Here is a 12,763-nt window from a genome sequence, read left to right on the forward strand (position 1 = left end):
GGCCACCACATCTGCGGTGTGGCGGCCGGACGGTCGGCACTGACAGTCTGTTTTTTCTGATATTTATCGTCCGTATCCGCACCATTTTCTGCCCTCTGCCAGCCTGAGTAACAGGGTAGGTAACCTGTTGTCCTTACAAGGTTTAACCAAAACCTTACGTTTTGCCGGTGGAAAAACAGCACAGTAATTGTCAATAATACACCGGTTAATATGTTCACTTTACTGCACAAATATGGCTTCTGTCTGCTGTGTCCTCTTTCTCTGATAATCACGAAATCTGATGACAAATAACATAAGTAAACCGGTTCGACATCACTGGCTGAGATGGCTGTTATTACTGCTGTTGTGTGTGGTTATCGGCGGCGTGGTCTGGCGGGTCTGGTTTTCCGCGGGCGGCGGCGCAGGGCCGGGCGGGCACGGTTTTGGCGGACCCACCCTGGTCAATGCCGGCCAGGCCGGTGAAGCGGATGTCCCCGTCTACCTGAGTGCACCCGGTACGGTTATCCCTAATGCCAGCGTTACTGTGACCAGCCGCGTGGAAGGCCAGCTGGATAAGGTGTTTTTTACCGAAGGGCAGCGGGTTAGCGCCGGACAGCTGCTGGCACAAATTGATGACCGTGGTTACCGCGCCACTCTGGCCCAGTATCAGGGGGCACTGGCGCAGAATCAGGCTTTGCTGACCAATGCCCGTTTAACCCTTGCCCGTTACCGGAAGCTGTTCGCTGAGGATTCATTATCCCGCCAGGATCTGGAAAGCCAGCAGGCGACTGTCGGCCAGTACAGTGGTGCAGTGCAGGAAGATCAGGCACAGATTGACAGTGCGAAAGTGAATATCGGGTATGCCAGAATCACCGCCCCGGTCAGCGGCCGGGTCGGTCTGCGGCTGGTTGACCCGGGGAATATGATCCAGAGCGCCTCGACCACCGGCATAGTAACCATTACCCAGATGCAGCCCGCGGCGGTAACTTTCAGTGTGCCCCAGAGCAATATTCCGCGGCTGGTGGAAAAGCTGCATCATGACCAGCCGTTACCGGCGACAGCGTTTGACCAGAACGATACCACTCCGCTGGCACAGGGGGAGGTGCGGTTTATGAGTAACAGCATTGATACCAGTACCGGCAGTATTGAGCTGAAAGCGACATTCCCTAACCAGGATGAAACCCTGTATGCCAACCAGTTTGTTAACCTGCGGCTGCAAACGGATATTCTGAAACATGCCACCGTCGTCCCGGCGCAGGCCGTGCAACTGAGCAGTGACGGCAGTTTTGTGTTTGTGATCAATGCCGATAATACGGTGACCCGTACCGCCGTCACTCCCGGGCCTGCCTATGGCAGTGACCAGCAGGTAGTGCTGAACGGTGTGAAACCCGGCGATCGTCTGGTGACCGACGGCATTGACCGTCTGACGACAGGGGCCAGAGTCTCGGTAGCCAATGATCCGGCCAATACGGCCGCGGACAGCAGCGGACAGCCGCAGGCCGGTAATTAATGAATCCGTCCAGACTCTTTATTCAGCGACCGGTCGCCACCATTTTACTGATGGCCGGTATTCTGTTATCCGGCCTGTTCGCCTACCGTTTTCTGTCGGTGTCGGCATTACCGCAGGTCGATTACCCGACCATTCAGGTGACCACCCTTTATCCGGGGGCCAGCCCGACAGTGATGTCGACGTCGGTGACCGCGCCTCTGGAACGTAATCTGGGAGAAATGAGCGGCCTCAGCCAGATGACATCGGAGACGTCCGGCGGATCTTCACTGATCACCTTACGCTTCGGGCTGGATATTTCGCTGGATGTGGCTGAGCAGGAAGTGCAGGCCGCGATTAACAGCGCCAACAGCCTGCTGCCTGATGATTTACCGAACCCTCCGACCTATAAAAAAGTGAACCCGGCAGATACGGCGGTGATCACCCTGTCGGCCACCGCCGATAACCTGCCCCTGACGCAGGTGCAGGACCTGGTCAATACCCGTGTGGCACTGAAACTGTCACAGATTAACGGGGTAGGGATGGTCAGCCTGGCCGGGGGGAATCAGCCGGCGATTCGGGTGCAGTTAAACCCGCAGGCGCTGGCAGCCCATAATCTGACCCTTGCCGATGTGAACACGCTGATTAATAACAGTAATGTTAATGGCTCTAAGGGCGGATTTGACGGTAAATATCATTCGGTGACTATCGACGCCAATGACCAGCTGAGAACCCCGCAACAATACGCCAATCTGATCCTCACCTGGCAAAACGGTGCCGCCCTGCGGCTGAAAGATATTGCCACCATTACGCAGGGGGCGGAAAACCGCTTTCAGGCCGCCCGTGTTAACAATAAACCGGCGATTATCATTAATGTCCGGCGTCAGCCGGGTGCCAATGTTATTCAGGTGGTTGACAGTATTAAAAAGCAGCTGCCGTCACTGCAGGCGGCATTACCGGACGGGGTGACACTGTCGGTGGTCTCTGACCGCACCCGGACCATCCGGGCTTCGATAGCCGATGTACAGTTTGAACTCCTGTTATCGGTGGCTCTGGTGGTGATGGTGACCTTTCTGTTCCTGCGTAATCTGTCGGCGACCCTGATCCCCAGTGTGGCGGTGCCATTGTCACTGGTCGGCACTTTCGGTGTGATGTATCTGCTCGGTTTCAGCCTGAATAACCTGTCGCTGATGGCCCTGACGATTGCCACCGGGTTTGTTATTGATGATGCGATTGTGGTGGTGGAAAATATTTCACGACGGCTGGAAGAGGGCGAACCGCCGATGGAAGCGGCCCTGAAAGGCTCGCAGCAAATCGGCTTTACCCTGATTTCTCTGACCTTTTCTCTGATTGCGGTGCTGATCCCGCTGCTGTTTATGGGCGACGTGGTCGGCCGGTTATTCCGCGAGTTTGCCATTACCCTGGCGGTATCGATTCTGGTGTCGCTGGTAGTGTCACTGACCCTGACACCGATGCTCTGTGCTTATCTGCTGCGCCATATCCCGCCACAGAAACAGTCCCGCTTTGCCCGTAAGGGCGAGGCCGTGTTTGAGCGTATTATCCGCGGCTATGACCGGTTACTCGGGGGGGTTCTCCGCCATCAGAAAATAACCCTGCTGGTGGCGCTGGCGACATTTGCCCTGACGGCGGTACTGTATCTGCTGGTGCCGAAAGGTTTCTTTCCGCAGCAGGATACAGGACTGATCCAGGGGGTGACCGTGGCTTCCCAGGATATTTCATTCCGTGAAATGTCCCGTCAGCAACAGGCATTGGCTGAGCAGATACTGAAAAATCCTGCGGTGGCGTCCCTGACGTCGGTGATTGGGATTGACGGCACCAATACCAGCCTTAACCGCGGGCGGTTGCAGATTAACCTGAAACCTTTTTCACAACGCAGCCTTAGCGGGGCGCAGGTGACTGAGCAGTTACAGCAGGCGGCGAAGCAGGTCGCGGGGATTAAACTCTATATGCAGCAGGCTCAGGATCTGACCGTCAACGATCAGGTCACCCCGAGTCAGTATCAGTTCACCCTGGCCTCACTGGACAGTGAAACCCTGGTCAGCTGGACACCGAAGCTGGTGGCAGCACTGGAGAAACGCCCTGAATTTAACAGTGTGATCAGTAATCTGCAGGATCAGGGGCGGATTGCCTATCTGGATATAGATCGTGATAAAGCGTCGCGACTGGGGATCACCGCCTCCGACGTGGATACGGCGCTGTATAATGCGTTCGGCCAGCGACTGGTATCGACGATTTTCACCCAGTCCAGCCAGTACCGGGTGGTACTGGAAGTGGCCCCGCAGTATCAGAATAGCCCGCAGTCACTGAACGATATTTATCTGCCAACCTCAGTGACCGACAGTACGTCACCGGCGACGGATTCATCGTCCTCCGGCAGCAGTTCCGCGGACAGCAGCAGCTCCGCGACCACCACCCGCAGCGGGATGGTGAAACTGACGTCAATCGCTACCCTCCACCAGCGGCCAGGCGCACTGATGAATATGCGTCTGAACCAGTATCCGGCGGTTATGGTGTCGTTTAATCTCAATCCGGGCTACTCCATCGAACAGGGGCAGCAGGCGATCAGCGAAGTCAGCCAGCAACTGAAATTACCGGCATCGGTTAACCTGCAATATCAGGGTGAGGCAGCGGCCTTTAAGCGCGCCACCGGTAATACATTGTGGCTGATCCTTGCCGCCTTACTGACCATGTATCTGGTGCTGGGGATTCTCTATGAGAGCTTTATTCATCCGGTGACCATCCTGTCGACCCTGCCTTCGGCGGCGATCGGCGCGTTGCTGGCGTTACTGTTCAGCGGTACGGAATTCAGTCTGATTGCATTAATCGGGGTGATCCTGCTGATTGGGATAGTGAAAAAGAACGCCATTATGATGATTGATTTCGCCCTTGAGGCGGAAAAAACCCGCCATCTGTCGGCGCGTGAGGCGATCCATCAGGCCTGCCTGCTGCGCTTCCGGCCCATTCTGATGACCACCATGGCGGCCCTGCTCGGTGCTCTGCCACTGATGCTGGCCAGCGGTTCCGGCTCTGAATTACGTCAGCCGCTGGGGCTGGTGATTGTCGGCGGTTTAATTGTCAGTCAGGTGCTGACCCTGTTCTCCACCCCTGTCATTTATCTGTGGTTTGACGGGTGGTCGCGACGTGGTCAGCGCTTTATTAAACGCCGCCAGCAACACTCGCGGGAGGGGCAATGAGTATTACCCGGCTGTTTATTTTCCGGCCGGTTGCCACGCTGCTGCTGACGATGGCGATCCTGCTGCTCGGGGCGCTGGGTTACCGGCTGCTGCCGGTGGCCCCGTTACCGCAGGTGGATTTCCCGACCATTATGGTCAGTGCCAGCCTGCCAGGGGCCAGCCCCGAAACGATGGCGGCCACGGTGGCCACCCCGCTGGAGCGCGCGCTGGGCGAAATTTCCGGGGTCACGGAAATGACGTCCGACAGTTCTCAGGGCTCCACCACTATTATTTTGCAGTTTGATCTGAGCCGGAATATTAACGGTGCGGCACGGGATGTTCAGGCGGCGATTAATGCGGCCCGCAGCCTGCTGCCTGGCAGTATGCCGTCGCTGCCGACCTACCGCAAAGCTAACCCGTCTGACGCACCGATTGTGATGCTGGCCCTGACCTCCTCCAGCCGGACGCCCGGTGAACTCTACGATATTGCGGAAAGTCAGGTCGAACAGGTGCTGTCGCAGGTTAACGGCGTAGGCTCGGTGTCTCTGATGGGCAGCTCTTTACCGGCGGTACGTATTGATCTGCAGCCGGAAAAACTGACCGATTACGGAATTTCGCTGGATGCGGTACGCCGTGCCGTCGCCGACAGCACCTCCGACTTACCGAAGGGCTACCTGCAGGGCGATACCCTGTCCTGGTCTATCGACAGTAACAGCCAGCTGGACAGTGCCGCCCGCTACCGGAACCTGATTGTCCGTTATCAGAACGGCACTGCGGTACGTTTACATGATGTGGCGACGGTTTATGACGGGGTTCAGGATAAATACAGCGCCGGTTTTCTGAACGGTAAGCCGGCTGTGATGGTCGGCATCACCCGCCAGGCCGGTGCCAATATGCTGCAAACGATTGATGCCATCAAAGCGCAGCTGCCGGGGTTACGGGCTTCGATACCGGCCGATACAGATCTGCAATTGGTCATTGACCGGGCCCCTCTGGTTCGCGCCTCGCTGTACGATACAGAAGAAACTCTGCTGACAGCGGTACTGCTGGTGATCGGGGTAGTGTTTGTTTTTTTACGTCACTGGCGGGCGGTGGTCATTCCGGCCCTGGCGTTACCCGTGTCACTGATTGGCACCTGTATGGTGATGTATCTGCTGGGGTACAGCCTCGATAACCTGTCACTGATGGCGTTGATTATTGCCACCGGATTTGTGGTGGATGATGCGATAGTGGTGCTGGAAAATATTATGCGCCATATCGAAGCCGGACTCGGGCCGGTACGGGCGGCGGTGCGGGGCGCGCAGGAAGTCAGTTTCACGGTCCTGTCCATGACCGTCTCGCTGATTGCGGTGTTTATCCCGATTCTGCTGATGGGCGGGATTGTCGGACGTCTGTTCCGCGAATTTGCCGTCACCCTGTCAGTCTCTCTGGTGATCTCCATGCTGGTTTCCCTGAGCCTGACACCGATGCTCTGTGCCAGGTTACTGAAACGCCAGCCCCCGGCCACACGGCCGGTGCATCCGGTATTTCGCTGGACAGAGCAGCAGCTTAACCGGCTGCTGAATGCCTATACCAGGGCACTGCGGCTGGTGATGGCGCATCAGAAACTGACCATTTTCAGTCTGCTGCTGACCATTCTGCTGAACCTGTTCCTTTATTCTGTCGTGCAGAAAGGCTTTTTCCCCGACCAGGATACGGGGCTGCTGATGGGGGTGGTGCGTGCGGATCAGAATATTTCTTTCCAGGCAATGAAGCCGAAGGTGGAGCAGTTTACGGAGATTATCCGTGCCGACCCGGCGGTGGACACTGTGATGTCCTCAATGGGCGGCGGGATGTTTGGTTCACGAAATACGGCGAACTTCTTTATCCGGCTGAAAGATTTTAACCAGCGCACGGCGACGGCCACCGAGGTGGCAAACCGGTTGACCCAGAAAGCCCGCCAGGTTGCCGGGGCTCAGATGTTCCTGATGGCGGCCCAGGACTTGCATATCGGCGGGCGCAGTGCCAATGCCACCTATCAGTACAGCCTGCAGGCCGATGACCTCGACCTGTTACGGCTCTGGACACCGAAAGTCACGGCCGCATTACGCGCCATTCCGCAACTGACCAGTGTGGATTCTGATTCACAGACCGGCGGGCAGGAAGTGATGATTGATATTGACCGCGACCGTGCCAGCCGGTTAGGGGTCAGCGTGAGTATGCTGGATACCCTGCTGAATAACTCGTTCAGCCAGCGGCAGATTGCCACTGTCTACAAAACCCTCAACCAGTATCATGTGGTGATGATGCTGCAAAGCAGCGCGACCAGCGACCCGTCTGAGCTGCAACACCTGTATGTGATTAATAACAGCGGTGATCGGATCCCGCTATCGGCCTTTGCCCGTTTCAGCGGCGGCAATGCTCCTTTGTCGGTGGCCCATCAGGGACAGTCGGCGACCACGACTATTGCTTTTAACCTGGCCAACGGCGTATCCCTCGAACAGGCTCAGGGGCTGATCAGACAGGCGATGGCGAAGATTGCCCTGCCGGGCACCATCCAGGCGGGTTTCCAGGGCACCGCCAAAGCGTTCAGCGACCTGACGGCCACTATGCCGTGGCTGATTGCGGCGGCACTGGCGGCGGTGTATATCGTGCTGGGGATGCTGTATGAAAGTTATATTCATCCGCTGACGATCCTCTCGACCCTGCCGTCGGCGGGGGTCGGTGCCTTACTGTTATTACTGCTAACCCATACTCAGCTGACAGTGATTGCGCTGATCGGCATTGTGCTGCTGATTGGCATTGTCAAAAAGAATGCCATTATGATGATCGATTTTGCGCTGGAGGCGGAGCGTAAGCAGGGGCTCAGCCCGCAGCAGGCAATAATGCAGGCCTGTATTCACCGTTTCCGGCCGATTATGATGACCACACTGGCCGCGTTTTTCGGGGCACTGCCTCTGGCTCTGGGCCACGGCGGGGATGCAGACTTACGCAGTCCCCTCGGGCTGGCAATTGCCGGTGGTCTGGCCCTGAGCCAGTTACTGACGCTTTTTACCACCCCGGTGGTGTACCTGTGGCTGGACCGGTTAAGCCGGGCCACCAAACGACAATGGCACCGTGTACGGGCCTCAGGATCCTGACCGATGAAATTTGCTAAAAAACTGACTCCGCTCTGTCTGGCATTACTGCTTAGCGGCTGTATGGCCGGGCCGGATTATCATCGTCCTTCGGCCGATATTCCGTTGCAGTTTAAAGAAGCCAAAGGCTGGCAGCAGGCCAGTCCACAGGATGACCAGCCGAAAGGGGAGTGGTGGCGGGTATACCATGATCCGCTGCTGGATCAGCTGATGCCACAGGTGGCGATTTCTAACCAGAATATTGCCATGTATATGGCACAGTACCGGCAGGCACAGGCACTGGCGGCGTCTTCCAAAGCCAGCCTGTTTCCTGCCCTGACCGCCAGTGCCGGGTCTTCCCGTGCCGCCAGTCACAGCAGTGGCAGTTCGCCGGTTCAGCGTCTGTCTGACAGTCATTCAGCCAGTCTCAGCGCCAGCTGGGAACCGGACCTGTGGGGAAAACTGCGACGTCAGCTGGAAGAGAACCGCGCTTCAGCGGCAGCCAGCGCCGCCGAACTGGCTAATGCCACTCTCAGTGCACAGTCGGAACTGGCACAGGACTATTTTCAGTTACGGATTATTGACCAGCGTATTGCCCTGTATCAGCAAAGTATCGCTGCTTATGAAGGTTATTTACGGGTAATTACCCATAAATATCAGGCCGGCAGTGAGGATCGCGGCACTCTGGCCCAGGCACAGATGCAGCTGTCCTCGGCGCAGGCATCGGCACTCGACTATCACTGGCAGCGTGCCCAGCTGGAACATGCCATGGCCCTGCTGATCGGAAAAACCCCGTCACAGTTCTCGGTTGCAGCCGCGCCGTTACAGGCGACACTGCCGCCGGTTCCGTCTGTGCTGCCCGCCAGCCTGCTGCAACGTCGTCCGGATATCGCCTATGCCGAACGTAATGTGGCGGCTGCCAATGCGGCGGTCGGGGTGGCGATTGCCGGATACTTCCCCGACCTGACCCTCAGTGCCAGCGGCGGGTTTACCTCATCCGTATTACACAACCTGTTTTCATTACCGCAGCGGGTATGGTCTCTGGGGCCGGAGCTGAGCGGGACGGTGCTGGATTTCGGTGCCACCACGGCGGCGGTTGACCAGGCGCGGGCAGCCTATGATGCCCGCGTAGCGACCTATCGCCAGACGGTGCTGACGGCGGTACAGGGGGTGGAGAATAACCTGGTGGAACTGACCACCCTGCAACAGGAAATTGCCGCGCAACAACAGGCCACTGATGCCGCCGTGGAGTCTGCGCGGGTGACCCGTAACCAGTACAATGCCGGCATGATCGACTACCTCGATGTGGCGACCACGGAAAACAGCAGTCTCAGTGCCCGCCAGAGCCTGCTGGCATTACAGAGCAGCCAGTGGGTCACCAGCGTGGCGCTGATTACCTCGCTGGGCGGCGGCTGGGACAGGGCGACCCTGCCCGACACGGCGGAATCCCGTCATCAGTAATTGCTGATCCCTTTCTGAAATAACCTGTGTGCCTCAGGTGCCCGCGGCGCGGGAATCTGAGGTGCAGCACATTTTGCCACCGAAAAAGCGACATTTTCTGTCGGGGAATTGTTTACGGCGACACAAACGTGTTTAATCCGTCATATTGCGGTTTGAATCTTAAGGAGAGAGGATGTTTAGCTTATTGCGTGGCCTGTGCCGCTTGCTATGGCGGGTACGGCTGCACGGTGATTTATCGGTACTGAATAATCCCCGCGTACTGATCACCCCTAATCATGTTTCTTTCCTCGACGGTATCCTGTTAGGGCTGTTTTTACCGGTAAAACCGGTGTTCGCAGTCTGGTCCGGCCTGTCCGATAGCTGGTATATGAAAGCGCTGGGCGCGCTGGTGGATGTGGTCAGCCTCGATCCGCTGAAACCTATGTCAGTCAAACAGTTGATCCGTCTTACAGAGCAGGGCAGACCGGTGGTTATCTTTCCGGAAGGCCGGATCACCGTGACCGGCTCATTAATGAAGGTATACAGCGGTGCCGGTTTTGTGGCGGCGAAAACCGGTGCCAGTGTGGTTCCCGTCAGGATAGAAGGGGCAGAGTTCAGCTGGTTTGCCCGTAAAAGTGGTGACATCCGCCGCCGTGCTTTTCCGGACATTGCTCTGCATGTGTTACCCGCTACCCGTATTCCTATGCCGTCTGCGGGCAGTGCCAGACAGCGCAGAGCACTGGCCGGGGAGCATCTGCACCATATTATGATGGAAGCGAGAATGGCGGTCCGTCCCAGACATACCCTGTTTGACGCTTACCTGAGTGCGGCCAAACGTTATGGCTGGCGGCGGGCCTGTGTGGAAGATATCCGCTTTACACCCGACAGCTACCGCGGGTTACTGAAAAAAATGCTCGGGGTGGCCCGGCTGCTGGATAAACACTGTCCGCCCTGTGCGACCCCGGGTCTGTTACTGCCCAATACTGCCGTGACCCCGGCGGTGGTATTCGGGGCAATTCTCTCAGGCCGTGTGCCGGCGATGCTGAACTATACCGCAGGGGTTAACGGATTACAGGTGGCGGTAACGGCTGCACAGATCACCACCATTTTTACCTCTCGTCAGTTTCTGGAGAAAGGCAAACTGTGGCATCTGACGGAGGCGATCCGCGGGGTCAGCTGGGTGTATCTGGAAGATTTGAAACCGGCGCTGCAGTTACGCGATAAGTTGTGGGTTCTCTGGCATCTGCTGGTGCCCGGCCGGGCACAGGCCGCACAGCAGCCGGAAGACGCCGCGATGATCCTGTTTACCTCCGGCTCGGAGGGCAACCCGAAAGGTGTCGTTCACAGCCATAAAAGTCTGCTGGCCAATGTTGAACAGATCCGTACGGTGGCAGATTTCCGGCCAGGGGACCGTTTTATGTCATCCCTGCCGTTATTCCATGCCTTCGGCATGACTGTCGGCATGCTGACCCCCTTGTTTACCGGGGCTGAGACTTTTCTCTACCCCAGCCCGCTGCATTACCGGGTGATCCCTGAGCTGGTCTACGACCGTAACTGTACCGTGTTGTTTGGCACCCCGGCCTTTCTGACCCGTTATGCGCAGTTTGCCCACCCTTATGATTTAGCCAGAGTGCGTTATGTGGTGGCCGGGGCCGAAAAACTGCGTGATTCGACCCGTGATCTGTACCTGGAAAAGTTTGGCCTGCGGATCCTCGAAGGCTATGGCGCGACAGAATGTGCGCCGGTGCTGTCGATTAATGTGCCGATGGCAGCCCGCTTCTCCACGGTTGGCCGTATTTTACCGGCCATGGACTTCCGGCTGATTTCGGTGCCGGGCATAGAGAACGGTGGCCGTCTGCAGGTCAGCGGGCCGAACCTGATGAAAGGCTACCTGCGGCTGGAAGCGCCCGGGGTGATTGAACCGCCGGTGGCGGATAACGGCGAAGGGGTCAAAGAGCCGGGCTGGTACGATACCGGCGATATTGTCAGTTTTGATGAGGACGGTTTTTGCCAGATTCAGGGCAGGGTGAAACGGTTTGCCAAACTGGCCGGTGAAATGGTGTCGCTGGAGGTGGCCGAAAGCCTGGCTCTGCGGGTGTCGGCCGGGTATCAGCATGCATCTTCGCTGAAAAATGATCCCCTGCGGGGTGAGGCTCTGGTGCTGTTTACCAGCGATCCGCAATTAACCCGCGAGCGGTTATTAGAGGCCAGCCGTGAACTCGGCTACAGCGAGTTAAATGTGCCGCGTGATATCCGCTTTCTGTCACCGCTGCCGATGCTGGGCAGCGGTAAACCCGACTACCTGCAACTGAAAGCGCTGGCGGCGACGCCAGCCGAAAACGGAAATAACAATGAATGAATTAAGCTCAGGCACTGCTGCTGGCAGGGCTTCTGGCTTACGTCCGGTATTACTGGCACAGTTTTTTTCGGCATTCGGCGACAATGCCCTGTTGTTTGCCACCCTGGCACTGATGAAAAAAGACAGCTATGCGGACTGGACTCAGCCGGTACTGCAGATAGTGTTTGTGGTGGCTTATATCCTGCTGGCACCGTTTGTCGGACAGCTGGCCGACAGTTTTCCCAAAGGCCGGGTGATGATGGTGGCGAACGGGCTGAAATTTACCGGTGCGGTACTGATTGGTCTCGGTGTTAATCCCTTTGCCGGTTACGGGCTGGTGGGGATTGGTGCGGCGGCGTACTCGCCCGCCAAATACGGTATTCTCGGCGAACTGATCGATAAACAGCAACTGATCCGGGCGAACGGACTGATGGAAAGCTCGACCATCGTCGCTATTCTGCTCGGTTCGGTAACCGGCGGCCTGCTGGCCGACTGGCATATTTCCACCGCGTTACTGTTATGCGCGGTGATTTACGCTCTGGCGGTGGTTGCTAATATGCTGATACCCGGCTTACGGGCAGCCACACCGGACAAAAACTGGCGCTGGCGGCAGCTGCTGTCACGCTTCCGCCATGATGCCGTCAGCCTGTGGCAGGATAGCGATACTCGTTTTTCGTTAACCGGCACCAGTTTATTCTGGGGAGCCGGGGTCACCTTACGTTTTTTGCTGGTACTGTGGGTTCCGGTGGTGCTGGGGATCACTGATAATAAAACCGCGACGCTGCTGAACGGGATGGTCGCGGTGGGGATTGTCGGCGGAGCGTTGCTGGCAGAACAGCTAATTTCACTGCAGCATACTCAGCGCTGTATACCGGCGGGGATACTGGTTGGCGGACTGGTGATTATGTTTACCCTCAGCACACATGAGTATAGCGGTGGTTTCTGGCTGTTACTGCTCGGCGTCTGTGGCGGACTGTTTGTGGTGCCCCTGAATGCATTATTACAGGTGCGTGGCAGAGAGTCGGTCGGCGCGGGTCCGGCGATTGCGGTACAGAATTTTGGTGAGAATATTGCCATGCTGCTGCTACTGGCCCTGTATACCCTGACCATCCGGCTCGGGGCCTCAGTCATTGTTACCGGGATGGCTTTTGGCGGGCTGTTTTCGCTGGCGATTGCCGGTTTATGGCTCTGGCAGTGGCGCGGTAAATCTGCGGTGCGGCAGTAAGTCAGA

The 12,763-nt window shown here is 57.3% G+C and carries 6 protein-coding genes; all 6 read left to right on the forward strand.

What is annotated here, in order from left to right; translation table 11 throughout:
• The first annotated feature begins 280 nt into the window (after window positions 1–280).
• The 6 genes from JK198_RS08310 to lplT all read left to right on the forward strand — a co-directional run bounded on the left by JK198_RS08310 (window position 281) and on the right by lplT (window position 12,757).
• On the forward strand, window positions 281–1,489 hold the full coding sequence (locus tag JK198_RS08310) for an efflux RND transporter periplasmic adaptor subunit (protein ID WP_212707721.1): 1,209 nt from the start codon (window positions 281–283) through the stop codon (window positions 1,487–1,489).
• Window positions 1,489–4,680, forward strand: coding sequence for an efflux RND transporter permease subunit (locus tag JK198_RS08315; RefSeq protein ID WP_212710400.1), 3,192 nt, complete (start codon window positions 1,489–1,491; stop codon window positions 4,678–4,680). The genes JK198_RS08310 and JK198_RS08315 overlap by 1 nt, the downstream gene beginning before the upstream one ends.
• Window positions 4,677–7,778: an efflux RND transporter permease subunit gene (locus JK198_RS08320; protein ID WP_212710399.1), complete on the forward strand. Its 3,102-nt coding sequence runs from the start codon at window positions 4,677–4,679 to the stop codon at window positions 7,776–7,778. The genes JK198_RS08315 and JK198_RS08320 overlap by 4 nt, the downstream gene beginning before the upstream one ends.
• 3 nt (window positions 7,779–7,781) lie before the next feature.
• A complete protein-coding gene (locus JK198_RS08325; RefSeq protein ID WP_212707724.1) occupies window positions 7,782–9,215 on the forward strand; it encodes an efflux transporter outer membrane subunit in 1,434 nt (477 codons plus the stop codon).
• A gap of 172 nt (window positions 9,216–9,387) precedes the next feature.
• On the forward strand, window positions 9,388–11,553 hold the full coding sequence (gene aas / locus JK198_RS08330; RefSeq protein ID WP_212707725.1) for a bifunctional acyl-ACP--phospholipid O-acyltransferase/long-chain-fatty-acid--ACP ligase: 2,166 nt from the start codon (window positions 9,388–9,390) through the stop codon (window positions 11,551–11,553).
• The gene (gene lplT / locus JK198_RS08335; protein WP_212710398.1) at window positions 11,546–12,757 is read left to right on the forward strand and encodes a lysophospholipid transporter LplT; all 1,212 of its coding nucleotides are present in this window, start codon (window positions 11,546–11,548) and stop codon (window positions 12,755–12,757) included. Before aas ends, lplT begins: the two co-directional genes overlap by 8 nt.
• Window positions 12,758–12,763 lie beyond the last annotated feature (6 nt).

This window comes from Tatumella sp. JGM91, from assembly GCF_018257575.1.
In the GTDB taxonomy this organism is placed as follows: Bacteria; Pseudomonadota; Gammaproteobacteria; order Enterobacterales; family Enterobacteriaceae; genus Tatumella; species Tatumella punctata.

Bases quoted from the DNA above. Each gene is read 5' to 3' on its own strand.
- JK198_RS08325 (WP_212707724.1), top strand. From the start codon at position 7,782: ATGAAATTTGCTAAAAAACTGACTCCGCTCTGTCTGGCATTACTGCTT.
- JK198_RS08310 (WP_212707721.1), top strand. From the start codon at position 281: ATGACAAATAACATAAGTAAACCGGTTCGACATCACTGGCTGAGATGG.
- aas (WP_212707725.1), top strand. From the start codon at position 9,388: ATGTTTAGCTTATTGCGTGGCCTGTGCCGCTTGCTATGGCGGGTACGG.
- JK198_RS08315 (WP_212710400.1), top strand. From the start codon at position 1,489: ATGAATCCGTCCAGACTCTTTATTCAGCGACCGGTCGCCACCATTTTA.
- JK198_RS08320 (WP_212710399.1), top strand. From the start codon at position 4,677: ATGAGTATTACCCGGCTGTTTATTTTCCGGCCGGTTGCCACGCTGCTG.
- lplT (WP_212710398.1), top strand. From the start codon at position 11,546: ATGAATGAATTAAGCTCAGGCACTGCTGCTGGCAGGGCTTCTGGCTTA.